This is a genomic window from Paraburkholderia lebeckiae (assembly GCF_050436325.1).
Taxonomy (GTDB): domain Bacteria; phylum Pseudomonadota; class Gammaproteobacteria; order Burkholderiales; family Burkholderiaceae; genus Paraburkholderia; species Paraburkholderia tuberum.
Map to the genome: position 1 here is coordinate 3,115,222 of NZ_JBNDLZ010000002.1, position 24,841 is coordinate 3,140,062.

The 24,841-nt window shown below is 60.9% G+C and carries 18 protein-coding genes and 1 pseudogene; 12 read left to right on the forward strand and 7 right to left on the reverse strand.

The features are described 5' to 3' along the window. Positions 1–57: 57 nt before the first annotated feature. From OKW44_RS17715 to OKW44_RS17740, 6 genes are read right to left on the reverse strand one after another with little or no spacing between them, the layout of a single operon-like run. Positions 58–861, reverse strand: coding sequence for a conjugal transfer protein TrbJ (locus tag OKW44_RS17715; RefSeq protein ID WP_239499200.1), 804 nt, complete (start codon positions 859–861; stop codon positions 58–60). Further along, positions 854–3,532, reverse strand: a complete 2,679-nt coding sequence (locus OKW44_RS17720; RefSeq protein ID WP_018423040.1) for a VirB4 family type IV secretion system protein — start codon at positions 3,530–3,532, stop codon at positions 854–856. Before OKW44_RS17720 ends, OKW44_RS17715 begins: the two co-directional genes overlap by 8 nt. Then, positions 3,526–3,900: a VirB3 family type IV secretion system protein gene (locus tag OKW44_RS17725; protein ID WP_018423039.1), complete on the reverse strand. Its 375-nt coding sequence runs from the start codon at positions 3,898–3,900 to the stop codon at positions 3,526–3,528. The genes OKW44_RS17720 and OKW44_RS17725 overlap by 7 nt, the downstream gene beginning before the upstream one ends. 11 nt (positions 3,901–3,911) lie before the next feature. Then, on the reverse strand, positions 3,912–4,334 hold the full coding sequence (locus tag OKW44_RS17730) for a hypothetical protein (RefSeq protein ID WP_018423038.1): 423 nt from the start codon (positions 4,332–4,334) through the stop codon (positions 3,912–3,914). Further along, positions 4,327–5,376, reverse strand: a complete 1,050-nt coding sequence (locus tag OKW44_RS17735) for a TadA family conjugal transfer-associated ATPase (protein WP_026226265.1) — start codon at positions 5,374–5,376, stop codon at positions 4,327–4,329. The genes OKW44_RS17730 and OKW44_RS17735 overlap by 8 nt, the downstream gene beginning before the upstream one ends. After that, the gene (locus OKW44_RS17740) at positions 5,373–5,891 is read right to left on the reverse strand and encodes a lytic transglycosylase domain-containing protein (RefSeq protein WP_026226264.1); all 519 of its coding nucleotides are present in this window, start codon (positions 5,889–5,891) and stop codon (positions 5,373–5,375) included. The genes OKW44_RS17735 and OKW44_RS17740 overlap by 4 nt, the downstream gene beginning before the upstream one ends. 358 nt (positions 5,892–6,249) lie before the next feature. On the opposite strand from OKW44_RS17740, the gene OKW44_RS17745 reads away from it, so the two are divergent. The 5 genes and pseudogenes from OKW44_RS17745 (at position 6,250) to OKW44_RS17765 (ending at position 12,028) form a co-directional block, all read left to right on the forward strand. Beyond that, positions 6,250–6,468, forward strand: coding sequence for a hypothetical protein (locus tag OKW44_RS17745; protein ID WP_162634060.1), 219 nt, complete (start codon positions 6,250–6,252; stop codon positions 6,466–6,468). Positions 6,469–6,540: 72 nt separating this feature from the next. Beyond that, positions 6,541–8,640 carry a MobH family relaxase gene (gene mobH / locus OKW44_RS17750; protein ID WP_035471664.1) on the forward strand — a complete coding sequence of 700 codons (2,100 nt, stop codon included), beginning with the start codon at positions 6,541–6,543 and terminating at the stop codon, positions 8,638–8,640. 22 nt (positions 8,641–8,662) lie between these two features. Next, positions 8,663–10,812: pseudogene (gene traD, locus OKW44_RS17755) on the forward strand (type IV conjugative transfer system coupling protein TraD). A 16-nt stretch (positions 10,813–10,828) separates the two neighbouring features. Further along, positions 10,829–11,527, forward strand: coding sequence for an IncC plasmid conjugative DNA transfer DtrJ family protein (locus OKW44_RS17760; RefSeq protein WP_018423032.1), 699 nt, complete (start codon positions 10,829–10,831; stop codon positions 11,525–11,527). Positions 11,528–11,557: 30 nt separating this feature from the next. Continuing rightward, positions 11,558–12,028 carry an SET domain-containing protein gene (locus tag OKW44_RS17765; RefSeq protein WP_035471953.1) on the forward strand — a complete coding sequence of 157 codons (471 nt, stop codon included), beginning with the start codon at positions 11,558–11,560 and terminating at the stop codon, positions 12,026–12,028. Positions 12,029–12,044: 16 nt separating this feature from the next. On the opposite strand, the gene OKW44_RS17770 is transcribed toward OKW44_RS17765, so the two are convergent. Further along, positions 12,045–12,257 (reverse strand): helix-turn-helix transcriptional regulator, encoded by a 213-nt coding sequence (locus OKW44_RS17770; RefSeq protein ID WP_018423030.1) that lies wholly within the window; start codon positions 12,255–12,257, stop codon positions 12,045–12,047. 297 nt (positions 12,258–12,554) lie between these two features. On the opposite strand from OKW44_RS17770, the gene OKW44_RS17775 reads away from it, so the two are divergent. From OKW44_RS17775 to OKW44_RS17805, 7 genes are all read left to right on the forward strand, one after another. After that, positions 12,555–13,778 (forward strand): ATP-binding protein, encoded by a 1,224-nt coding sequence (locus OKW44_RS17775; RefSeq protein WP_018423029.1) that lies wholly within the window; start codon positions 12,555–12,557, stop codon positions 13,776–13,778. Next, positions 13,775–16,219: a hypothetical protein gene (locus OKW44_RS17780; RefSeq protein ID WP_162634058.1), complete on the forward strand. Its 2,445-nt coding sequence runs from the start codon at positions 13,775–13,777 to the stop codon at positions 16,217–16,219. Before OKW44_RS17775 ends, OKW44_RS17780 begins: the two co-directional genes overlap by 4 nt. 167 nt (positions 16,220–16,386) lie before the next feature. Further along, entirely contained in the window at positions 16,387–20,490 is a 4,104-nt protein-coding gene (locus OKW44_RS17785) for an AAA family ATPase (protein ID WP_018423026.1), read from the forward strand. Between the two features lie 183 nt (positions 20,491–20,673). After that, positions 20,674–21,609, forward strand: coding sequence for a hypothetical protein (locus tag OKW44_RS17790; RefSeq protein ID WP_018423025.1), 936 nt, complete (start codon positions 20,674–20,676; stop codon positions 21,607–21,609). Between the two features lie 239 nt (positions 21,610–21,848). After that, the gene (locus OKW44_RS17795; protein WP_018423024.1) at positions 21,849–22,340 is read left to right on the forward strand and encodes a hypothetical protein; all 492 of its coding nucleotides are present in this window, start codon (positions 21,849–21,851) and stop codon (positions 22,338–22,340) included. Then, positions 22,337–23,755, forward strand: coding sequence for an FAD-binding protein (locus OKW44_RS17800; RefSeq protein ID WP_026226260.1), 1,419 nt, complete (start codon positions 22,337–22,339; stop codon positions 23,753–23,755). Before OKW44_RS17795 ends, OKW44_RS17800 begins: the two co-directional genes overlap by 4 nt. Positions 23,756–23,985: 230 nt before the next feature. Further along, positions 23,986–24,828, forward strand: a complete 843-nt coding sequence (locus OKW44_RS17805) for a hypothetical protein (protein WP_018423022.1) — start codon at positions 23,986–23,988, stop codon at positions 24,826–24,828. Positions 24,829–24,841 lie beyond the last annotated feature (13 nt).

The following is a 24,841-nucleotide window of genomic DNA, read 5'->3' on the forward strand; positions in this document are numbered from 1 at the left end:
CGGCGGGCGTCGTACAGAGATGATGGATTAGCCAGCGCAACAGCACAGCCGCTCCCCCTACTGGTCTTGCAACAGGTCGAAGTTGGGTGCGCCCTGTGTCGTCTGCTGCTCCTGTTGGTTGACCTGGCCGAGCGCCGCAGCGCGCGCGGCGGCGAGCTTCGCCGCGTTACCCTGGGCCTGCGATTGAGCGATGTGGTCCTGCATCTGCTGCGCGACCTGCCGCTGCATGAGCGCATGCAGGTCGACCATCTCGCCAGCGAGCACGTTCGACTGCTGGTTCAGCATCTGCAGGCCCTGCACGGCGCCCGTGACGTTCGGAATCTGCGACTGGATCTGTTGCAGGTTCTGCGCGCGTTCGGCGAGCGTGTTCAGGTTCTGCATGTCCTGCGTCAGTTGCTGCTGGTAGATGCCGCCGCGCGTCGAGGCAAGCGACGTGTAGGCCGACAGCCACTGGGCAGGCGACATGCCCGTCGTATTCATCTCGGTGAGGCTGCGGCCGAAGAGGCTGTTCGTGGCGGTCGCCGCCTGCTCGAGCTGCGTGATGGTCGTGGAGAGCGACTGGAAGTTCGTGATCTGCGTGCGGTAGGGGGCGAGGGTCTGGTCGATCAGCGACGCCGGAACCTGCTTCAGGTTCTGGACCATCGTGACGTACTGCTGCAGGCGGGTGAGCTGCGCCTGAACGTTCTGCTCCACCATCTGCGCCTGCTGGGCGACCGACGAAGCGAGCTCGGCGTGGTTCAGCAACTGTGTGATTTCGGTCGCGCCGCCCGTCATCCCGCCGCCGGCGCGAACAGTGCCCGTGTGAAGGACCAGGGCGAGGGCAGCGGCCACGCCGGCTCGACGAAGTACGGGCTCACGCATGATGGGCCTCCGGTTCGGCCAATGCCGCCGTGTCCATGCTGGGCTGTGCCATGGCCTCCTCGATGTACCGTGCCCTCCAGTCCGGATGGCCGGAATGCAGGTGCCGGTCGAATATCAGCTGCGCGCTCAACTCTGACCGGAGGATGGCAATTGATGCCGGATCGAGCGGCACAGAAATTCGGCGTGATGCACCCCCCTGTTCGGTAATGAAGTAATCGCGCTTCGCGATGAGCTGCTGGATCGTGCGGATCTGTCCGTCCGAAAGACCGAAATCGCGCTGATAGGCGGTTTTCGCGGACGGCGTGAAGTTCTCGACCGGCACGAATACGCGTACGAGCACGTTGTCGCGGATCTGCGGCCAGATCTTCGAGGTCGAGACCTGTTCGGGTGACTGCGCATCCATCCAGACGCAGCCGAGCTTCTTGCGCATCGTGACGATCCAGTTGCCGATCTGCGCGGCAAACGCGTCGTCGTCGAGCAGGTTCCAGATCTCGGGCAGCATCACGAGTGTCGGGCCGATGATGCCCCTGGCACGCCGCTGTTCCATCGAATCCTGGATGCGGTACGTCACATACGCCAGGAACGGCCGCGCGATCACAGGGTTCGCGAGAATCCGGTCAGTCGCCATCGACACCCATCGCGTGTCGCCGAAACTGTCATTAAGGTTGTCGAAGTAATGCGCGTGTACGGCGGACCCTACCCACAGGGCCAGCTCGTCGGCAAGCGGCCCCGCAGGTAGCGACGCGTGGACCGTACGCAGCCGCCACAGGCGCCGGTCGCTCCGGCTGCGCGTCGCGGCGAGCGCCTTCTCCAGTTCGCGGCGGTCGCCCGCGGTCACGCGGTAGGTGCCTCGCTGCTGCGCCAGCATCACGATCCATTCGGCGAGGAACTCGATGTGGCGCGGGTCCGCGAGCAACACGAGCGGGTTCATTTGCGCCTGCTCGTCCACCGAAGCGCCGGCTGCGCCATGATCGAACTGTAGGTAGCGGCCGCCCTGCAGGATGGTCGGGATGCGCATCGACAGGTCCTTGTCGAATCCGTACAGCCAGGCGTTCGGGTACTTGCGAAAGAGCGTCGCGCACAGCAGCATGAAGATCGTCTTGCCGAATCCGGTGCGGCCACAGACCAGCATGTGCCCGACATCGGCCAGGAAGGCGGTGAACCAGTAGGGCGTGCCGAAGTCGGTGGGAAACGCGGCGAGCGCCGGGCAGCGCGTGCCGGTTTCCTTCGTCAGGTGCGCGTTGATCGGGTGCCCTTCGGAGACACCGCGCAGCGGCAGCAGGCGGGCAAGCGCCGCGGTATCGATGAACGACCAGCGCGCGCATTCGCGCCACATGCCGGGGATGCTCGTCGCGAAGGCCGAGAACGCGTGAAGCGTTTCGCGCACGGGCGCGAAGTGCGCGGCTCGCAGCGCTTCCTCGACGGCGCGGTGGGTCATGACCACCTGCGCCCACGCGGCTTCGACGGCCGAGCCGTCATCGAACGGTGCCGTCTCGAAAACGGGCGAGAAGGAAAGCGCGGACAGGTTGTAGTACCCGTACATCTCCTCGGCCATCTCGACCTTGCCCACGCGCCGGTTCGCGTCGTCTGCGGCGGCGGATCGGGACTGGTTCTGTCGCGCGCCGGACGTGTCGCCACCGCGCAGCGTTGCGGCGAGCAGTGAACGCGGGTCGAGCCGGCGGCCCTCATGATAGCGGCGCACGCTGTCGATGAAACGCATCGCGGCGTTGGGCGTGGTGAGACGGAAGCAGTGGCTGACCGTGAGTTCCCCGGGCACCTTCAGCAGGCCGTCCAGGCTCGTGGGCAACACGGTGTCTGGCCAGAAGTCACGGCGGGCAGGAATACCCGCCGCGATAGCGAAGCGCTGCCGGCCATGCGAATAGAAGTGCAGGTAGTCGTGACCTGGCCGGACCTCCGTATCGCACATCGCGAGATCGAGTGCAGGGATGTCCGGTATGGGCACGGCCGATACGTGATCGCTCGGCGGGGAGCAGCACGCGTGCATGAACGCACCGAGTGCCGGACCACTGAGGCGCCGGCAGGCCAGGCGCGGGTTGCTCGCGACGAAGCCGAACAGGATGTTCTCGAAGGTCTCGACGACGGCGGCCAGCTCTGACGCCGTATACGCGAACAGATACTGGTCGGAGAACGTGCCTCGCACGGCCTGCATCAGTGCCTTCGCGATCGACAGCCCATCATTTGTCATGCCGTGCGTGATCTTGCCGGCAAACCGGTCGATGCCGACGTCCGGGGCCAGCGCGAACGTCACGAAATGACGGTTCGAATAATTGGCGCCGCGCTCGAACGTTTCGCGCCGGGCATCGTCGACCCGTTGCGCCACCGGGTCTGGCATCGGTACAGTGAGATAGCGCGCGCTGCGGCGGCGGTGAATCGTCCACCACATCGTGACGGGCCGGCGGGCGATGTCACGTAGTGAGGTAATCAGGTTCTCCATCAGTTCGAGGACATGGCCGGTCGACAACGTGTCGGCATCCGGTCCGGAGAACTCATAGCTCGCCATCAACGATGAGTCCTTGTTGACGATGAGCGTGTCGCTAAAGCGAAAGAGCCACGGCACCATCTCTGCGGTGGAACGGCGATCGCCATTGGTGCGCTGCGCGACCTGTGCGAGCGACTCGGCGTCAAACGGCGAGCGGGTCGGTTTCAGCACGGCATGCCTCGGGCGAAGCCTTTCGGGCGGGCATTGATCTTCTGACGCAGCAGCTGACGCGGCTCATAGTAGTCGCCCTGCCGGCTGTATTTCGCATAGCAGCGGATCTGGTCGGGATCGCGCCGCACGGCGAGCCACAATACGGGATGCGTGACCAGCACCGCGAGCAGTACCCAGCCGTTGCGCAGGCCTGCGGCGAACGTGATGACGATGGCACCCTGCGCGATGCACCATTTGCGGTCGATGCCGAGTAGCAGGAACTGTTCGAGCATCGTCTTTCGAACGCGCGCGGCGAGTGGATCAAGTGGACCCAGCGGATCGACGGAGCCAACGGATGCGTCAGGTGCGTCGGGGCGATGCGTCTCCATGCCGGACCTCGTCAGATGGTGCCCGTGCAGGCAGCGCCGTGGTTGAACACCTGGGCCCACAGCAGCGGCATGTTCAGGATCGCGAGCGTGCCGAGCACGCCGCGCAGCACATGCGTCTTGATGTTGCTGCGACCATCGTCGAGCAGCCACAGCACGATCGAGCCGACGAGCGCCGAGAGCGACACGACTTCGAGTAGCTCGTTATCGAGCACGTCCTGGTACACGGTGCATAGCCCGCCGTTCCAGATGCCCGCATGCGCGATGGTCGGAATTAAAGCGAGCCAGAAGGCCGTGAAGAACAGGCGCAGCGAACGGTGATGAGGGGTCACAACGTTTCGCCGAGCGTCGCGCACATCCGCACAACGGTTGCGAAGCGTGGTGATGAAGAGACGGGCGGCACGGAGCCACCAGCCCCGTTGACGTAAATCATGCATGGGCCAGCTCCTCGTGGGAGGCGAAGCGGGAAAAGAGGCACCGGGTCTGATAGCGGCCGTCCCCTGCACGGAGCACTTCGCGGATTTCGACAGGGCCGCGCACCGCGCCCTGCCGCTCGGCGTGCACGAAGAAGCGGAACGTCGAGGCAATCTTTTGGCGTAGGTCGTCAATCGACAGGAGCCGCCCTTCGTCGCTCATGCGGATGAGCGACTCCAGCCGCGCGGGGGCGGTGTCGGACGAGTCAGCATGGAACGAGACGATCGAGCCGGGGTGCCCGGTGTTGAGTGCTTCCATCAGGTCGAAGGCTTCGGCGCCACGGACCTCGCCGACGATGATGCGGTCAGGGCGCACGCGCAGCGAAAAGCGCACAAGGTCGCGGATGGTGATGCCGAGATTGGTCTCGAACGCGACGTGATTGGGCGCGTGCACCTGCAGTTCGGCCGTGTCCTCGATCGTGATGACGCGGTCTTCCTGCGGCATCGCATCGATCATCGCGTTGAGCATCGTGGTCTTGCCAGATGAGGTGCCACCGGAGAACGCGACGTTGATCCGCTCGCGCATGACCCATTCAAAGAACTCGCGCAGCGCGGCGCCGCCCGATGCGAGACGGCCCAGTAGCGCGGTATTGCGGCGGCGCGCGGCGTGCGACTTCGTATCTGGCAGCACGTCGAATGCCCCGGCGCGCTCGTAGTCGGCGAGTCCAATGCGGCGGCGCGTGTGCTTGCGGATCGACATCATGTCGCCATGGACGGCCACAGGATGCCGGGCGGCGGCAATGCGCAGACCCGACAGTCGGGCATCGAGCAGAGGCGTCTGCTCCTTGGCATTCACGTTCGCGAGAATCGTGATGGCTCGATCCAGTGCGTCCGGATCGAGGTCGCAGCCGGGGACGTACGTTACTGTCCCATTGCGCTCGACAAAGATCGCATCGGCGCGGTTGATCATGATTTCCTGCACGTCCGGATCGGCGAGCATCGGTTGAAGTGGGCCGAGGTAGTCGTTCAGTACCTCGATCGCGTATTCGTACGTGAGCCGGCTCATCGTCCAGCTCCCCATGTCGCGTACCACGTGATCGGCCGGAACAGCTTCGCGATCAGCCCCGAGTCCTGCACCGCGAGCGGCGTGGCCGGCGCGGACGGCAGGGTGAGTGCGCGATAGACGCGGCGCGCGTAAGCAATGCGCTTCGCGTGTGTGCCGGCGTTATAGGCGCCCACGGCATCCCACGTGAGGCCGAGATGGCGGAGGTTCTGCGACAGGACCCACGCGCCGACGTAGGCGTTGGTGCAGCGGTCATGGAGGTCCGCACGCGAGATCCGGAAGCGCGAGAGCGTAGCGAGCCACCGGCTGTTGATCTGCATGAGGCCGATGTCGGTCGTGCCGTCTGCGTTCAGGTGGACGACATTCGCGCGCTGTCCTGATTCGATGGTGGCAATCGCGCGCACGAGCCGTGCGTTCACGTGATGAAACCGCGCGGCGTCGTCGATGCAGTCGGCCCGGGCAGTAGCGGCCGAGCCGCAGAGCACAGCACTAGCAAGAACGATCCCTACACGCTTCACCTTGACCTCGCCTGTTCGTGGCCGTGATCCGGTGACCACGACCTGGCCGCGCCAGCCATCAGGGAAAAAGGACCTGCCGGGCGCGGGGAGCACTCCGGCAGGCCAACAGCGCGCGTCGGCCCAGGGGGGAGGACCGACGGGTTCACTGTAGGCAGCGAAGACGCGCGGCTGGGCCGGATGCCTGCCCGTATTCGCAGTTGGGCGAGCAGGTTTTTCGGGGGCCGCATATCGGCCCGTTTCGCGTGGGGCCACCCGTCCAGCGCAATTCAAAGGCGTCTGCAGAAGGCTGCAAAGGCAAGGGAAACAAAGGACGGCCCAAAGGGAAGGGCCCAATCCAAAGGCCGCGGGTGAAGCTGGGATGAATCGCATCACCCGCTTAAACGCACAAACGGGGAAGGGCAAAAAAGGGTTCTGCGGCAAGGGGCGAAAAACGCCACGGTCCTTGCCGCAGAAGGCCGGGAAAGGACAGGCGGCGGCGCGTAATCGCGGCCATCTGTCCAGCAGCATGACTGCGCGATGCGGCGCGTTCTCGTGCAGCCATTTGCGGCAGCCGGTGCGGGCCAGTGCGTACGGTTGAACCATGCGACGCGTTGAGTCGCGCCTCATGACCGAGGCTAATCCTGTTCTGTCGTTCTGCCGGAAACCCCACATGGCTTTTGCCAATGCCTTTAAGTGGTTGACGTTGCCACGATCGTCGATGATGCTGGCGATGCCACCGGCGCCGCCAGCTACGCCGCCCGCGAGGCGCAATGTGCCGCCGTCGCCGCAGTATCTGCCGGTACTGGGATATCGCGAGCTGATCCAGCGAACGGGTGTCGAGGGGACGGTCCGCCGTATCGCCAGCAGTCTCGGCCTGTCGCCCGACAGCGAACAGCGCGACCTCGAACCGTTGCTGCAGCGGCTCGCGGAATTCGTGCAGCTTCTGCCCGCGTCGGAGTCGCATCATCACGCGCAACCAGGCGGCCTGTTGATCCACCTGCTCGAGGTGGCGCGCTATGCGCTGCATTTCCGTGAAGGGTACCGGCTGCCGCTGGGGGCGAGTCCCGAAGACCAGATGCAGCATGGCGCGCGGTGCAGTTATGCGGTCCTGGTCGGCGCGCTGCTGCACGACATTGGCAAGCCGCTTGCGGACCTGAAAGTCGAACTGGCCGCCGGGCATGACGTTCGTCCTTGGGTGCCGATGGCCGGTAGCATGAACGAGCAGGGTGGCGCGTGGTATCGCGTGGATTTCCCCGCGCCCGGCGAGCGCGATTACGGTACCCATTCGCGTCTGGCCATCGTGCTGCTGCAGCGCCTGGTGCCGCCGGTATCGTTGAGCTGGCTGGCCCAGTATCCACCCGTGCTGCAGGAACTGGCGGAATACCTGTCCGGTGAGGCCAGATCGAAAGACAGCGCGCTCGCAAAGATGGTGGGCGACGCGGATCGCCGCTCAGTTGCGGAAAACCTGCTTGCCGGTCCGCGCACGCGGTTCGCGTCGGCACGCGCGGTTCCTTTGATCGAGCGATTGATGGAAGGGCTGCGACGGCTGCTGGCCGAGGGCGGTGTGCCGCTCAACCGGGCGGGCGCCACCGGCTATTGCGACGGCGAATCGCTGTGGTGCGTTGCGAAAACGCTAGCCGAGGCTGTCCGCACCTACGTCGCTGCACATGAAGAACGACAAAGCGGCGCGGCGGGCATCCCGTCGGACAACAACCGGCTCTTCGACACATGGCAGGAATACGGTGCGCTTGTGCCCACGCCGGAAGGCGGCGCCATCTGGACCGTCACAGTGACGATTGGCGCCTGGCAGCAAACCTTCACGGTTCTGCGTTATCCGCTTGATCGGCTGTATGCCGATGCCTCTCGCTATCCGCGTGCGCTGCCTGCGGGCTCCGTTCAGGTCATCGAGAGTAGCGCCGGGTCGAACCCGACATCTGAATCAGCCGACATCGCTGATGACGGTGTAACGCCCCCACCCGCGGATCCTGCCGAGGAGACGCGGTCGGCAGTCGCGAACCCGGTGACGACGGTGGTCGAGCAAAGCATCGGCGCGCCAGGCTCTGCGGACGATGACCGGCCCGGGTCACGGGAAACGGCTGCGTTTGATGCATGTGCTCCGTCCTTGAACGAGAGTGAGACTGCCTACCTGCCGGACGCAGAGAGCGCCGCCGTGCTCAATAACGAAGCGGTCGTCGCTCGCGGCAAGGGCAGCGACAATGCCCATATACCGGATCAGTTAAGTGCGCCGGTTCGCCCGCGTGAAAAAGCGCGAGTTCCGTCGCGATCCATTGCCGCTCGGGCCGGTGCCCGGCAGCCGCGGCCGAATGCCGAGCGGTTCATGGCGTGGGTGCAGGAAGGTATCGCGACGGGCGCACTGCCGTATAACGAATCGATGGCCCGCGTACATTTCGTGCCTGAGGGCATGCTGCTTGTCACGCCCGCGATCTTCCGGGATTTCGCGCAGGCGCATACCGACGCGATCGAACAGACCCCGACCGAAGATGAAAGGAGCCCCGAGCCCTGGAAGCAGGTCCAGCGTGATTTCCAGAAGTCGGGCTACCCGGTGACAGCGGACTCAGGCGGTGCGGGGCGCTCCTATCTGCTCCACTACACCATCAAGGGCGCCGGCGGTCGGCAGCTTTCCGTGATGCTCGTTCCCGAGCCGGAGCGGTTCTTCAATCCCGTGCCGCCGCCGAATGCGATGATCCAGTCGAAGCAGAAGGCGGTCGCAGGGGAACACGCGGATTCGCCCGAGACGTCGGACGCGTGATCGGGGCATCGGGACAACGGCGATGGCGTATCCGGTCGAGAACCTCTTTCGCAGGCCCGCTGAACTGCTGTCCTCTGTTGCTGCGTTCGCGGTGACCGGAGTGCTCTGGGTCCCACCCGGCGCTTTTCCTCCTCACGCCCGCCACGGGCGGCGTCACGACCCTTGCGCTGCTGTCGCTGGCCCGCATTCGCGGGCGACAGGCATGGCGGCTCATCCGTTTCCAGCGCAATCTCCGACGCTTGCCGCAGTATGTGATCCCCGCAGCCGACATTCCGTGCTCATCGAAGGAAGTGTTTGTCGGGCGGGGCTTTCGCTGGAACGTGATTCACACGCAGCGCCTGTATCAGGCTCGTTTTCCCGAAAACCGCCAGCTGCTCGCCCGCAATGACTTGTACGACCGTGCGCGCGATCTTGAGCGTCGGTATCCCGAGAGCCGGATCGCGCGTGTGACCTGTCGCGAGGCATGGTGGAATCCGGTTGCGCCGTTGCCGCCCGTCGGTGGTGATCCGGCATTGCATGGCGTCGAACCGCGCGAGCGCGACATCTGGTTCGACATTGGCGAACGCGTCGGGCACATGGCGGTGCTTGGCACCACGCGCGTGGGCAAGACCCGGCTGTGCGAGGTGCTGGTTACCCAGGACATCCATCGCGGCGACATCGTGATCGTGTTCGATCCGAAGGGCGACGTCGACCTGCTGCTGCGCATGTACGCCGAGGCGAAACGTTGCGGGCGCGAGAGCGAGTTCACGTTTTTCCACCTCGGCTACCCGGACAAATCGGCGCGCTACAGCCCGATTGGCACGTACTCGCGGATCACGGAGGTGGCGACACGTATCGCTGGCAACCTCCCGAAGGAGGGCCAGTCGGCGGCGTTCCGGGATTTCGTCTGGCGTTTCGTGAACGTGATGGCGCGGGCGATGAGCGCGCTCGGCATCCGTCCAACCTACGAGATGATCTACCAGAACGCCGTGAATATCGACGGGTTGGCGTTACGGTACTTCCGTTTCTGGCTCAATCGCGATCACCCCGGCTGGGAGGACGGGCTGGAACCGCTGGGCAAGGAAGAGGCGAAGCAGGCGATGCGTCTGCAGCGCAACCAGGAAGTACTGCAGGTCGCGAACCTTATCCGGCAGCAGGGCTGGACCGATCCGATCGCCAATGGGCTGCTGTCGGTCATCAGCAACGAGCGCTCTTACTTCGACAAGCTCGTGTCATCGCTCTATCCGCTCCTGGAAAAGCTCACCACCGGGAGGACCTCGGAACTGCTGTCGCCCGACTATGACGATCCCCATGATCCGCGGCCCGTGTTCGACTGGAACCGCGTGATGGACCGGGGCGGAATTGTCTATATCGGGCTCGACGCACTGTCGGATTTCGAAGTGGCGGGCGTGGTGGGCAATGCGATGTTTGCGGATCTCACGTCGACCGCGGGCCCGCATCTACAAGTATGGACACAGCTATGGACAAACCACCGCAGGCGGCCGTCGGCGCGTCTCGATCCACGCCGACGAATTCAACGAGCTGGTCGGCGACGAGTTCGTTCCGATGGTCAACAAGGCAGGTGGCGCCGGTTACCAGGTCACCGCCTACACGCAGACAAGCGCCGATCTCGAGGCGAAGATCGGCTCGCGGGCGAAGGCCGAGCAGATTTTCGGGAATTTCAACACGCTCGTGATGCTGCGCGTGAAGTACGTGACGACGGCGAAGATCCTGACCGACCAGCTTCCGATGGTGGACGTCAAGTCGCTGACGCTCGCTTCATCGGCGACGGACGCGGTGCGGCGCGGCGAGGGCGTACATTTCACCGCGCAGACGCACGACCAGATCTCGGTGCGGCAGGTGCCGATGCTGCAGGCGTCCGATCTGACGCAGTTGCCGAAGGGTCAGGCGTTCGCCCTCATCGAGGGAGGCCAGCTTGTGAAGGTGCGGCTGCCGCTGCTCGAGGCGCATGACCCGATCATGCTTCCCGGACTCGACGATGTGGTGGCGGATATGCGGTCCCGCTATGCGTCCTATGTCCAGGCGGTGTCACCGTTCGATGAGGTCGGAGGCGTGTCGCCCGATGCCATCGGCGGCTCTGTGGGCACCTTCATGCCGGTCGATGCGGACGCAGGGCCGCGGACATCGACCTCCGGTCCTTGGGCCGTGGAAGGCAAGGGCACCGGGTTCTGACGGTAGAAGAGCGACCATGGCGACGAAAACGCGCGACGGCAATGCAGACGGCGTGAAGTCGTTTTTCTGGGTGGTCGATCTGGCGATCCACGGGGCGCTCTGGCTGCTGCTCGCCAGCGTTCTCGCGGTGCTGGCCGATCTCGCAGCCGCGCACACGTTGTGGCGCGATGACCCGGTGGGCGGGATGCAGCAACTCCTGCGTTATTACCTGAGTGAGACAACCGATCCCGGGCTGGCGGCGCGCGCGGCCGACGCCGCATACTGGGGCTGGTTTGGCTGGACCGGCATTGATGCGTCGGCGCAGGCATGGGCGGCGGGCGTCCTGCCGTCACATGGTCTGGGCTCCTACCTGCGGCCGGCGTTTTCGGGGGCGACGCGCGAGGCGCTCGTGGTGGCGATGTACGGTGTCAAGCTCTTCGGCGTTCGCATCGCGATGCTCGTGATGACGGTTCCGCAGTTCGTGCTCGCGATTGCAGTTGCCGTGGCCGACGGTCTGGTCGCGCGACACGTGAGGCGCGCGCAGGGCGGGCACGAGTCGGCGACCCGTTACCATCACGCGAAGCGCTTCCTGACGTTTGGCTTAATCCCGTTGACTGCGGTCGTCTGGCTCGTCGCGCCAGTACGGCTACCGGTCTGGCTGCTTTTCTGGCCAGTGTCGGTCATGATCGTGATTGCGGTATGGAACATGGCGAAGTACTTCAAGAAGTACACCTAGGTTGCAAATTTGTCGCCCTATACTTCGGCCATGAAAGAAGAGAATAGACAGGTCATTCAGCGGCGTGTAGTGGTTCGACGCTCGCCCGTGCATGGACGTGGCGTGTTCGCATTACGGGCACTCGAAGCCGGCGAACGGATTTTCGAGTACAAGGGTGAGACGATCGCGTGGACGGCGGCCATCATTCAGCATGAAAGTACTGGCACCGCTGGGCACACGTATTTCTTCGGCCTGTCGGACGGACGCGTGATCAACGGCGGGCGTCGGGGAAACAGCGCACGCTGGCTGAATCATTCATGCAACGCCAATTGTGAGGCGATCGAGATCGGAAACCGCGTGTTTATTCACGCGTCAAGCGCGATCGTGCCCGGCGAGGAACTCTTTCTCGACTACCAGCTGGCCGTTGAGGATCCAGCGGATGAAGAAGCGAGGCTCAGCTATGTCTGCCGGTGCGGCGCGTCGGGATGCCGGGGAACGATGCTGGGTGTGGCCGCGTCGTGATGTGCCCGACGGAGAGTCAGCGGCCCGAGCGTAGCGCCGGCGACGACCGCTCTCGCGCCGCGGTGCGATTCGCGAGCCACGCTTCCAGTTCCGATTCGCACCAGCCGGTTGCACGTTCGCCGATGCGGATGGGCCGCGGGAATTCTCCGCGGCTGATCATCGCGTAGATGGTGGCACGACACAGGCCAATCTTTTTCACGACATCCTTCATGCGCATTACCTGATCCATGACGCATATCCTCCTGCTTCCTGATTGGCTTTGATTATCCCCGTGCCGTTCCAGCCTTCAATGGATCCCGGTCAGGAACACAATGAGATGCCGTGAGGAAGCGTGAGGGCATGCGGCAAAACCCCGGTCAAGCGTGACCGCTGTTGTTACTCACGGTTACAATATTCTTTGTCCCAGCATACGCGAAGGTGCGCGTGCTGATTCGGATTCAAAGGCGCGCCCCCGGCCACCACGTGACAGCACAAAGTTCGTCCGTGGAGATGGTATGTGCAATTGCCGTCCTGATCGCAAGAGGACGTGGATAAAACGGTGAGTATTGTGACGACGGATGCGTTGGAACCCGCCTGGCTTGATCCGTTCTCCGAGACGGTGCATTCAGTAGCGCCTGCAGAGGTGGCACTCGCGAAACTGTTGGCAGCCGGGGCGCCAGCGTTAGCTGAGCCGCTGGTTGCTCAACGGGTCGCCACCGTTGGGCAGAAGGGAATCGTGCTCAGCGAGAGCGAAGACGAATCGTCTCTGGCGAAGTGGGGAGCGCACTTTTCTACCGCTGTCGCGGCTCTACAGGCGTTACCTGACTCCATATCGGATCCGAAAAGGCGACGTGGGCGACGAAAGTACCAGGAACTGCTTCTACTTGAGCAATCACGCTGGCCAGATCTGGCATCGGTAGGCAGTACGGCGTTTATTCTTTGCGCGGATCACAAGCCTCACGAGTATGGCTTACCCAGGCAGTTATATAGCCGTCAGACGCCAGACTCGCTGCTATCCTGGGAGAGCTTCGGGCCGCTGCTTGATCAGTTCATCTCGGCGGTTAGTCCCGACGAGGCTCCGACGTGGGAAGCAGCTGGTTCAATGCTGCGGGAGGCGCTGACGACAATCGTGTTTGAGACTTTCAAGAACACGCACGATCACGCGCGATCCGAGGTGGCCGGCACTGACGTTCAGACATCGGTAAGAGGCCTTTACTCGCGATTTTATCCGATCGACGAAGTTGAGTCTGCCTTGGCCACTCTGCGGCTCCCGACCGCAACACCGGCGGAGCGGTATCTTGCGTCCTTTGTCCAGCGCGAGCCAAAGCCGGGTGTTCGCATTTCTCCGCGCCCAGCCATTGGGGGATTTCTGGAGATCAGCGTAATCGATTCAGGTCCGGGGATGGCTGCAAGATGGATCGGAAAGCGGAAGGTTCTTGCTGACGGAAAGTCGCAGCTTGACGCCGTACTGAGCTGTTTTCAGAAGGGCCGTACGACTACAGGGTCGAACGGCCGTGGCTTTGGTCTGTGGAAGGTCTTGATGAGCCTCGAACAACTTCGGGGGTTCATCAGCGTGCGTACGAACGCGATACACGCCTACCGACAATTCGGTTTTGCTTTTGACCTTGCGTCAACTGAAACGACCGATGGGGCGCGCGTGCCCAAGGAGCAGTTACTGGACTGGAAGAGAGGATTGTCGACTGTTCCGAGCAGCTATCCTGAGGTGAAGGGCACCGTGGTGTCGTTCCTGATCCCGATGGGGGGCGCATGAACGCACTGACAATCCATAGCTATAGCAAGGACGTCGCCGGCCGGCAGGAACAGGTACTAAGCATCTTCGTCGCGAATCATAACGTGACACTACAGGAGTTCGATGAGGCCGTCGTTAATGCAATAACAGCCGCCACCGTTACGGTCGATACAGTTCACATTGTTGGGTACCAGGAGGACGTACATCGCGTTCGTCAATGGGTGCGCGAAGATGGGGGTGTTCTGCGCGGGCGTTTTGAAAACCTCGTCGGCCTGATCGAAACCGGTGTGCGGTTCATCCTGTTCGACGAGACGCAGGGACGGCACGTTGATGAAGATGTCGATGAACGTCGGCGTGACTCGAGTGAAATTCTCCACATGGAGCAGCAGGCGGTCTTGCTCGCGGCGTTCAAGGCGGGCGGTGGCGAGCAGCGCGCGCCCACAGGTACCCATTATGTAAAGACCTCTGATAGTCATGCAGATCGTTTCCTGCGGGTGTCAAACGTGCTCGAGGACGGAGCGAACGTTTGTCTGCTGGCGTTCTGGCTCGCGGGGTACCTTTGGAACGCTCCCATACGATATGTCGTGGTCGACACATCCGGCATTTATTCTGTCGCGCAAAAGCTCGTTTACGAAGTGGCTGTTCGCGGCGGGCTAACTGCGCAACCATTGGTCTGGTCGCATCGATCTCATGATGGTGTTGATGAAATTGCGGAACATCATGCGCGGGAGGCCCTGTTTCTGATTTCGGCATCAACGTCGGGCGGGCTAGCACAGCGTCTCATCATGCAGGGCGCGTTGCCAGATCGTCTCGTAACCCTGTTCTTTCTTTCCGACTCGAATTCCGAAGCAGGGCGTGTGCTCTGCAACCTCCGTGGCACAAATGGGCAGGGGCTTGAGGCTATCAAGAACCACGGGGAAGTGGATTGCCCATTCTGCCAAAAGCACTATCACCGTATACAGATACAGGGGGACCAGTTCGCTATCGCTCCACCGAACGTCTCTTCGGTGGAAATCAAGGCGACGGACCTGCCCGGAGAACTGAAGCCGATGCTGTCGGCTCTACTCGGACTGCGGGTGTTTTGCGCTTTCCGCCGGCACGAGGGCGATCGTATAGCTTCGATAGCCGCAAACGTTGCGCCTATCCTAAGTGGGCCTCTCACCGAAAAAAATCGGGGCTTTCTCACCCAGAAGCGGGAGGAGTGGGCCTCGCTGGTGCGACGGTCATCCTCGGTGTCTTCAAGACACATCGTGGCTTGTTCTTATCCCCAGTCCACGGAGATTGCCGAAGCTATTGCACAAACGATGCGTCCCTTGCTCAGGGACGACGGCCGACCAAGGGTATTGTCGGTGGATGAGTTGCGCTCAGCGGTACCCGAGGCGGGTACGTCGACGGTTGTGGTGTCGGCGTGCATCGACGAGGGAAAGGAATTGCTGGCGGTCTCGCGCACGCTTAGAGACGTTCAGGAAAACGGCTCGACGACATACCTGGCTGCTTTGCACATGATGTGTCCGAAGGCCGAAGCTGACCGGCTACGATCCAACTTGACATTCGGGCAACATGGACCAGCCACGTTTTCGATGCACTGTTTGATCAGCCTGCCTGTCAACTGCTATGAGGAGGAAGCGAGCTGGGCGAAGGAGCTTCAGGAACTGCTCCGGATCCAGTCGTTTGCCGACAGGAATGAATTGATGTTCCCTGCAAACATTGAGACGCGAATCTCGCGGTTGCAGGCGGCGCCGGGCACAGGATTGATTGACGATCTCTTCTGGCCTGCTGCCAGCGGCGAGTACCTTGCGTTGCGGTCCGACTTTTCGCTTCTGACTGATGCTCGTCATCCTCCAGCCGCCACGCAGGCAGACCTGTACGTCGTCGTGAGTCTTCTGCTCTCGCAATTGCGGATGAGTTCCAATCCGGGGCGTCGTTTGTCCTATAACGCTTACGAACGCTCGATTATTTCGCCGGACAACTTTGACCGGTTCAATGACGGTGTGCTGCAAGCTTGCCTGCTACGCGCGGCTCGCCCGAAGGAATTGAGCTACGGGGCATGCGACGCGGCATTGAGCGAGCGGATGCTCAACGTGCTTCTGCATTCGGTCCCAGGGGAGCAGATTAGTGAGCGGTCCGAGTCGCTTATGGAGTTCCTGGTTGCCTTGGCGACGGGACGCCTCACCCTGCATAACGCGCATCTTCTTGAGTTCTGCAATCGCGTCATTGGTGCTGCGGCGACTGAAGAGAGCGCAGTGTTGATCGCGCAATACCTCATCTGGCGTGAGACTCCCGAAAGCAAGCTCGTGGTGCGTCCGCCCCAGGCTCTGTCGACGAGTGATGCAGCGACGCCGGATGGCATGCTGGATGGGCAGGAAGCCGATCAGCAAAGCGCCATACAACTTGATATGTTGAGGATGCCGACTGCTGGCAGCGATGAGTCGATAAGCAAGCGCGAAGCCCGACTCGATTAGTCTCGCGGCTAATCGGCAGACTATGTGGAGGTCATTGGTGTTGTTGGATTCTCGAATCTTACGTTGGAGCAGCGGCTTTTCGTCCTCGTGCGTCCCCGCAAGTCTATGCGGGCGCGAAATCTGCCGGCTCCACTGCCCGGTGTTTCTGGCTGCTAATGCGGAGTGACATGAGTAACGATTTCTCCGCGGGGCCGCGTCTAACTGATGACCCGACAGGTGACCCAAAGCGGCAGGCGATTGCCTCGCTTCGTGGCTATGCGTATCAGCTATATTCCAGCTCGCTGGCCTGGGTTGATCTTCGGCAAGGGCAACAGTTGTACCTCGAGGTGGCGGAGGACTATGCGACGCTCGCCAATCAGGTGCTCCGGGGCGTCCAGGTTAAGGACACTGCGCCGAGCGGCGCGATCACCATCAATACAGAAGACGTTCGACAGGCAATTGACGCTTTTGTTGACCTTTGCGAAAGAAACCCCAATGTCGCTGTGACGCTCAGGTATCTGACCACGTCCGAGATCGGCACGGAACGACGTCTTGACGACCGGATTGCTGGCGAAAGCGTGCTTGCGTACTGGGGCAGAGCGGCAGTGAGCGCAGACGTTGCTCCCTTGCGTGCGGCTTTACTGAAAGCCGATCTTTCCTCCCGTGTGAGGACCTTCATTGAAGCGCGCAGCGACGAAGAACTGCGCGAACATCTTCTGAAGCGGATTCAGTGGGACTGTGGACGCCCGGAACTTGGGGCGATCAAGGCTGACCTTGACGCGTTGCTTGTTGAGTTCGGCTCAGAGCGGTTCCAACTTGCACCGAGTGAATGTTTCGCACTTCCATCGGCGGTTCTGACAAAGATCTTCGATACGGTAGTCGGTCCGGTGCCGCGCCGGCTGATTGGAGCGGACCTGCTGAAATTGTGCGAGCAACACACAAGGATGTCTGTCTCCAAAGTGGCATTCAACAACGTGGTTCAACGGTTGTCGGAACAGCCGGCAGGCACTTTCTTTTCTGGCATGCCGAAGCAGAATCTACTGGAAGCTGAGGCCGATCTGTCGCTTCCAGGTGGCCTGGCCTTGCGCGAAGATCTCGTTAACTTCGCGAGCGGCAAACTCCTGAACGAGCGCATCCTGTTCTTCACCGGCGCTACAGGGGTAGGGAAGACCATCGTAGCAAGGCTCGTCGCCCGGTCAACGGGCAAACCATGGTATGTCCTTGACGTTCGTGACACCACCGGGAATGAATGTGCCCGTCGCCTGCAAAGCGCGCTCGGCCAGATATCGGATACGCTCCCAGGCGGCCTGATACTCGACGACCTGAACGATGCGGAGAATCGCGCAACCGCCCAGGCACTGTTGAGGTTGATTCGCAGCCTGCGTCGGCAGGGCGTCCTTTGCCTGGTCACAACATACCGGACGCCTCCAGCGGAGCTGCTTGACCAGTTGGGCGCAGACCCGGAAGTGGTCATTCCGATACCGCACCTGGATGAGAGCGAGGTGGGTAACCTTGTGGAAGCTGCGGGCGGCGATCGGGACGTCTGGAAGAGGCCTGTCTATATGTACGGCGGGATGGGACACCCACAACTTGTTCGGGCGTTGCTTGCCGGACTTCGCACACGCGGTTGGCCGAGAACCGAGCTCGCTACCCTTTCATCAGCGGCGGGTTCGAATCCGGATGTTGACGCCGCCCGAAGCGCTGTGCGACGACGCTTGACCGAGGTACTCCAGGACGAACCTAGAAGATTGCTTTACCGCGTAAGCCTGCTCATTGGGCGCTTTTCGCGCTCGCTCGCAGTGCATCTGGCCACGATAGCCCCCCAGCTTGATCTGCCCGGAGAGCGATTGGACATCCTCGTTGGCCCGTGGATTGACGCTTTGAGCAATGGGCAACTCCGTAACTCGCCTCTCGTCGCCAACGTCGGACGTGACACATTGGCCCCCGACGAGCAAGTGTCCGTACTTCGCGTAGCCGTTCAACAGCTGACATCCGGTAACGGTCTCGATGTCAGGCAAGCGGACGCGGTGTTCGTGTATGCGCTCGAAGGCGGGCTGCAGTCGGAGCTGCTGAAGTTTTCAATGGCGGTGATCGCCATTAGAGAGAGGGAATGCAGACGACTTGCTGCCTGGCTGCCGGGCTTGAGAGGAATGTCGACGGACTTCGAGGTGTTTCCCGACAGTCCCATATTGTCCGTGGCGCTCAGGTTAGCGCAACTGCTTCTCGTCGCCCAATCAAACGATGCACGCGGCGCGCGAAATGTTTGGCAAGCGCTTGAGCGGCTGCTTCAGCAAACCAGACAGCGTCCATTCGACACGAGGCTCGAGTACATCGCGCTGTTCAAGGTACTCATTTCCACGTCGCTCGCGGGTGTCTTGCCTAACTGGTTTGGCGCGCTCAGACGTCTTGATGAGCTCGCAGATTCCTCTCGCGAGTTAAGGTCGATTGTCGATCACGCAGAGTCATCGGCGCCGCGACAGAACGGCCGGAAGGTGTCCCTGACTGGAAGCCTGTTCATCTTGCATGCGACGAATGTACAGACAGTCAATGACCAGGTCCAACTGTTCAATACGCTTGATCTCCTTGAACGACCAACTCGGGAGCGATATCTCGGAGAAGCGTCTCAAATGCCGAGCGACTACGCGCTGCTGGTTAACTCGTCGTGGCTTTCCGAAGTAAAGAACGAGTCGCTTGACTGGTCTAGCGCAGCGGCATCATACGCCGTGATGGCCTCTCAAGCCGGTCGGTGGGGCTACCCCCAGTTGGCGTTGCGTTGCTACGTGGCTCAGGCAATCATGCTAGACGATTATGGGGCACAGGAACAGGCCGCACTCGACGTGCTAGCCCGGGCTGAGCAGGAAACTGGTACGGATCCTGTGATATCGAGGGCGCGAGCCAAGATTCATTTCCGGCACCGACGTCACGAAGATGCTCTTGCGTCTTTTGCTGAGGAGGCAGTCGGATTCGCACAAGGTGATCCCGTCGAACGTGCATATCTCTGTCGTGAGATGGGGATTAGCGCCGCAGAGACTGGAAACTGGACCGCCGCAACGATGTGGTTCGGCCGCTCACGCGAAGCCGCTTCCAAGGCGCTGAGCAAAACGATGCGCCCAATGGAAATCGGCCTTCGTGCTGATGAGGCGCTCGCAGCATATCGTGGAGGGGAAACTGCGCGCGCTGTTTCGATGTATGGGGAAGTCCTCGAACTGCTCGGAATTCTGGATTGGGAAACTTCGACAAAGGCGGAATATTGCAAGCGAGTAGTGCGCCATGGCTTATTGTGGATGTTTGGTCAGACTACCGGACATACACTGGAAGTCGACGGTACGCCGCCCGTGATGGTCCCGGGAATGTGTAGCAACCCTGAACCTCCGGAGTCGATACGCAGCCTTCCGTGTGCAAGCATGGATGTAGCATGGCACCTGCAGGCTGTTATAGAGGGACGACATCTGGGCGTGGCGGTGGCCGACGCGAATCTCATCAAACGCTTAAACAGAAAAGTTGTGCCGGCGCTGGAAATAACGACGCGACACGAACTCGTCGCGAGCGCGTTGGCTCGTATGGACGTCGACGGCTTCATAGGGCAGTTTCACCCATGGACCGATTCTCTGGCCTATCTGGCAATGCATTCCGAGGAGTTGCGCAAAGGCAACCTCATTCAACCCACATATGGCTCAGTCCCGTCGGCGAGCGCGATACAGCTGGACGCACCGCAAATCCAGCGCCAAATCGAGGACGCAATCCTCACGTTCGGAATGTTTTCTGCAATGAATCGGCAGTGTGATCCGCTGGCGGAGCTGAGCAAGTTATTGGTCGGGAAGTCTGGTGCTGACGCGGCCAGAGAACTCATTGCCGTTATGCTGAACGATGGCGGGACGATCGAACACGTTCGCGTATTTGTGTGCCGCGCGGTTCACACCGTCATCACGCGCGACTCGCTGACACCCGATGAGCTATTTATCGTCACGCTGCGATTTGTTCAAGCTGTACGGCAGTCATCCTTCTCATTTCTCGTCTTGCGAGAGTTAGTGCCTTGGGCGCGCACTGCATGGCAGAGGGCTATCGAAAATCGCTTTGCCATTCGGAATCCAAGGTTTACGATACCCTCGATCCAGCAGGCTTTGGCTGTCGAACGCCTTGAGCTTGCGACTGTTGCGGAGATACTGCTTGCGGCAGAAGGGGCTGTCTCGGTGCGTATGGCTCCAGAGCTTCGCGAGATGCTTCGATTGCTCGCTAAAGGCGCCTGTCTGGATGCCGCTCCCGCCGTACCACAGGACGGAAATTTGCATTAGGTTTCAACAAGACCGTTGCCGAAACTGTGTAGTTCAAGGCGCTTCGAAGGAGGGGCCGGTGATTTGTGAAGACGTGATGCTCGTGCAATCCGTATTCGCAGTTTCCCAGAGCAATTCGGCTTTTTTTGTTTGATCGTATGCGTACCGTTTAGGAAGCGCGTTCGGGGCGTATGAGAAAAAGAAATGACAACAATTGACTTCATTCGGGTGACCTTCGGTTTGATAGCCGCGACCATCGGATTTCTGTTTGCGATGGCGAAAGTGGCGGAAGACGCTGTACAACCTGGTATCGGAAAGCGATTTGCAGCAGAGTTGAGGAAATTGGCTGCGACTCCGTCTTTTTCCAAAGCCTACGTGCTTGCGTCGCTGTCGTCAGAAGCAGTGTTCGGCTCCCGTATGCTGTCATTGCGCGCTGTGTCTGTGTCTGTTGCGATCAGTATTGGGTGGATGGTGACGTTTCTGGTGATCAGTTGGCTGATGTATGGACACCGCCTGTGGCTCTTCGATGGGACGTTTCCCCCGTTTGTGGTCAAACGATTCTGGGGTTTCGCAGTTTTGGGAGTACTGGCGGACTTTCTTTCGACGGTAGTCACGAGGAAATTGCTGCTTGTATCGGTCTCCGCCGGCGCACTCACGAAGTGGCTTGTCGTAGCGGGAAACGTGCTTCTCGTCACGGCGAATTTCTACCTGATGTTTAGTGTGGCGAAATGGATTTTCGTTGGTTCCGGATTCGAGAACATTGTCGATTCGGTCAGAAACTGGATATTCAATTTTTCCGGGCTGGATCTGCTAAACCGGCTCGTTCACGATGCGACGCTTGTTCCAGATGGACCCGGCCAGTTCAGGATCGAGAACGGTGAAACAGAGGTGGTGTATGCGTTCCCGGAAGGGCTGTTTTTTCTGTCCAGCATTTTGACGACGGTATGGGTCTGGCTTCACCTGGGGGGAGCACTTTTGCTAAAAGCCGCGATCAATGTGGACGCGTTGAAAAATTGGCTGGTGTCGTTGTCAAATATCGATGGGAAGCCTTTTATGTCCGCGGCCGCCATATTCGCCATCGTGACCGTCTTGCTGTGGTGCTGCTCTATTTTGATATTTTTCGTTTGTCGTATGTTTTAGCGTGTCGTCGGGCGCTGGCCACTTCATTGATGCAGCGGTCGCCTTTCTGAAGCAGTCCCAAGAGCGGAGCACAGACTCACTGCCTGATATCGGCGATAATTGCTGCCGAGCGGAAAACCGGACGACGGTCTCGCAATGAGGTATGCGAGCTGAGCGGGACAAACACCGCTGGTACGTGCTGGTTGGCCGGTGAGCTAGAAAGGCAGAAGCGAGCCGAGCCATGATTTACGGGGAAAAGCATGGAAGAAAGTATTCGGAAATTCTTGGAGCAGATTGTTCAGGCTGACAGCGAGCGGGCATATCATCGCGATGAACTCGTTGATGCTGCCTATCTCGAAGTGGTGAAGGATAACGGGCAGGTGGCTTCTGCAATCGGATTGGTCCGCGAAGTAGACCGTCAGATTCGGCTCCTTGTGAAGTTTGGAGTCGCCAGTCGAATTGCGCCTGCGACATACGTCTTTGGTGCCCGGCAGGCGGAAGCGGCCCGCGCCACGGACGATCTGCGAGTCGCCCGCAGCGCGCGGGAGCTCGTTCCCTTCCCCGTGCCCCTGAGTGGGCCACCGCCCATTCCCTTCGACGACTCGCAGGGTCTGCGAGCGCAGTTGCAGGACTTTGTTGCTGGCGCGACATTGCCGGATTCGATGCGAGACTGGATGGCGGATGACAAGCTTCTGTGCGTGGAGCCCGTCGTGCTTTCCCGTCTCCTTGGGTTGCAGGGGGTAGCGCTGTGACCGATGTTCTCCCGCCCATTCTGGCTGACAACGGATTGGCGCTGCTTGCCTTCAAGATTGGTCCAAACCAGTTCGGCCTGAACCGTGGTCTTGCGTATATCAGCATGCGGGACCAGGTCCTTCGTGCCAGAACGCTCGTGCATGCAGCTGTCGGCGCAAGGCTGTTCGAGCAAAGACCTGCCACCGCAACGGGTTATGCCGATCGACGCGTTGACGTCGATCTGACGGTGATTGGTGGGGGCGTTGGCGGAATATCTGTGGCCCTCGCGGCCGCAGAGGCCGGGATAACCACGCTGGTTGTTGAAAAGAGCAAGGAGTGCTTTTCCCTGCTGCAAAATGGAACAGACAGGTTGCTTAGCACGACCGTGTACGACTGGCCGGCGAACCATTTTAATGTTCATGCGTTCCCGGTGCTTCCGGACACGTCTCCCGACGTATCGAGCTTGTCGTCGATCCTGCACTTCCCGGATAAGGCATGCTCGGCACGTGAACTTGCTGACAGCCTGAATGGACAGGTAATGGCCTATGAGCGAAGCCACACCAGCACGCTACATATCGAGCGCGGCATGGAGATACCGTTGGACGACGGTATCACGTGGGCTGGAAGGGGAAGCCTTCTCGTACGCGTGCCTCGCGCGATCAAGCTGTTTGGGAGTTCGCGCAAGGATTTCCATACGAGGGCAGTTGTATATGCCATTGGATTTGGCTCGGAGAAGGTCATCACGGACGGGTATGCCGTCGATGCTTCGTTCTGGGGATACCAGACGATCGAGACGGATCTCGCGCGCTTCGCTTGCACCAATGCGAAGGTGTTCATCGCGGGTGGTGGAGATGGCGGATTGCAGGAAGTGCTGCGTTTTGCCTTTCTTCCGGATTACCATGATCTTTCGATAGCCGTAAAAGCCCTGGAGTCAGCTGTCGGGCCGGATGACAGGGTCTGGAGTGAAGGGCTGCGTGACATCATGTTTGCCGAGGACAACGCTGCGCGCGCATTCATGTGGGGGTACAGGCCCGAACTGGTTTTCCGGGAACTGGAGCGCGTACACGAGCGCGTCATCGCGAAGCTACTCGACCCGACTGATGCGCGCAGGCAAAAGGCGGTGATCGAGTGGCGCGACCACGTGACGAGGCAACAACGCGTGCAGATCACGCTCTATGATCCGAAGCCTTCCGGTCGCGTGTATGCCCTCAATCGCTTCCTCTTCCGCTTGCTCAAAAGCTTGTCTGCTGTTGCCGCGGGCTCGGTGACGATAGACCGCATGGAACGCGAGGTGCCCGTCGGCGAATGCGATATCTTTGTCGATCGCCGAGGGATATCGCCGATAGATGCGGCCTACGGTACGTCCACCAAGGAAGAGTTGTTGCGCCGGGTCATGTTTCGTGCGTTGCCAAATCACTATTCAGTTGTCGCATAACGCAGAGGGCGGCGCAGGAGACTTCTCAACGCTCGCGAGAGAGTTGCGGCTCGCTTGATTCCCGCGTTGCTGCTCTTGCAGCCAGTTGAACGAGGCCACCGACCCACATGCCGGGCTTTTATGCATACCGCCGTCGGTTCAATTTGCAGTGTCCAGCCTTTAAACTTCCACGAGCTGCTTCCGCGAAGCGTCTGCACAATGATTGTCATGGAAGACCGGAGAAAACGCCGATGTCGGCAAGCCCCAACAGCCAGTGGCAGGCAACCGTAAAGCGTGCCCGCTCGAACACGGATCCTCTGTACATTCTGGATTCAGCCTTTACCTTTTTCGGTGGCCATAACGAAACTTCGCCGAACGAAACCGCAACATTTGTGAAGCGAAACGGCAATATCTATGTCGTCACAGCCGCGCATGTCGTCGAGGATGGTATCGAACAGGCTAGGCAATCGTTGCCGGATCCGATCCCGACGCTGATTTCAGAGAAGTTCATGCCAATGGGCGAGGTTGATCCAGGCAACGATGCCCGAATCAGATCCGCGTTTCGCAGACCTCGCCCGAGCTGGCCGGATCGTGTCGGCCCGGATATCGCCATCGCTCCAATGCGTGAGCGTTACTGGGATCATCTGCAACAAACGAAGGAAAAGCATCCGATCGATCTCGACGCGATCCGGGAGCCCCGGTGGGATGAAATAGCACTGTGCCTCGCTGCCGGTTACCCGAACGAACACAAAACGCTTATCGGTGACAAGGTTGCAGTTCCGATGCTGGAAGTCTATGCGCACTATCAGCAAAATGGCGCAGTGCATCCGGGCACGCTTACGCTGCATTCCCAGCTTGAGGAAGAGCACGGATTCTTTTTTAGCGGCTTAAGTGGCGGTCCTGTGTACGCACAGGACAGTGCAGGCGATGTGCTTGCCGTGGGGATCGTGTTCGAGGGTAGTCCGGGCAGCAAGGAGGCGTGGGATGGGCGCGATTCGCAAAGCTATATCACCGGAAAGGATATTGTTGTCAAGGCTCTGATCCTCACACCATCGGTCTTTGACGCGTGGTTGCGCGACAGCGGGCTTGCGTAGGGCAAAGCGCCAG

What these genes read in the sequence shown, in the direction of transcription:
- OKW44_RS17730 (WP_018423038.1), bottom strand. Translation starts at nt 4,334, where the DNA reads ATGCATGATTTACGTCAACGGGGCTGGTGGCTCCGTGCCGCCCGTCTC.
- OKW44_RS17805 (WP_018423022.1), top strand. Translation starts at nt 23,986, where the DNA reads ATGTCGGCAAGCCCCAACAGCCAGTGGCAGGCAACCGTAAAGCGTGCC.
- OKW44_RS17735 (WP_026226265.1), bottom strand. Translation starts at nt 5,376, where the DNA reads ATGAGCCGGCTCACGTACGAATACGCGATCGAGGTACTGAACGACTAC.
- OKW44_RS17745 (WP_162634060.1), top strand. Translation starts at nt 6,250, where the DNA reads ATGAATCGCATCACCCGCTTAAACGCACAAACGGGGAAGGGCAAAAAA.
- mobH (WP_035471664.1), top strand. Translation starts at nt 6,541, where the DNA reads ATGGCTTTTGCCAATGCCTTTAAGTGGTTGACGTTGCCACGATCGTCG.
- OKW44_RS17715 (WP_239499200.1), bottom strand. Translation starts at nt 861, where the DNA reads ATGCGTGAGCCCGTACTTCGTCGAGCCGGCGTGGCCGCTGCCCTCGCC.
- OKW44_RS17760 (WP_018423032.1), top strand. Translation starts at nt 10,829, where the DNA reads ATGGCGACGAAAACGCGCGACGGCAATGCAGACGGCGTGAAGTCGTTT.
- OKW44_RS17725 (WP_018423039.1), bottom strand. Translation starts at nt 3,900, where the DNA reads ATGGAGACGCATCGCCCCGACGCACCTGACGCATCCGTTGGCTCCGTC.
- OKW44_RS17765 (WP_035471953.1), top strand. Translation starts at nt 11,558, where the DNA reads ATGAAAGAAGAGAATAGACAGGTCATTCAGCGGCGTGTAGTGGTTCGA.
- OKW44_RS17770 (WP_018423030.1), bottom strand. Translation starts at nt 12,257, where the DNA reads ATGGATCAGGTAATGCGCATGAAGGATGTCGTGAAAAAGATTGGCCTG.
- OKW44_RS17785 (WP_018423026.1), top strand. Translation starts at nt 16,387, where the DNA reads ATGAGTAACGATTTCTCCGCGGGGCCGCGTCTAACTGATGACCCGACA.
- OKW44_RS17795 (WP_018423024.1), top strand. Translation starts at nt 21,849, where the DNA reads ATGGAAGAAAGTATTCGGAAATTCTTGGAGCAGATTGTTCAGGCTGAC.
- OKW44_RS17790 (WP_018423025.1), top strand. Translation starts at nt 20,674, where the DNA reads ATGACAACAATTGACTTCATTCGGGTGACCTTCGGTTTGATAGCCGCG.
- OKW44_RS17780 (WP_162634058.1), top strand. Translation starts at nt 13,775, where the DNA reads ATGAACGCACTGACAATCCATAGCTATAGCAAGGACGTCGCCGGCCGG.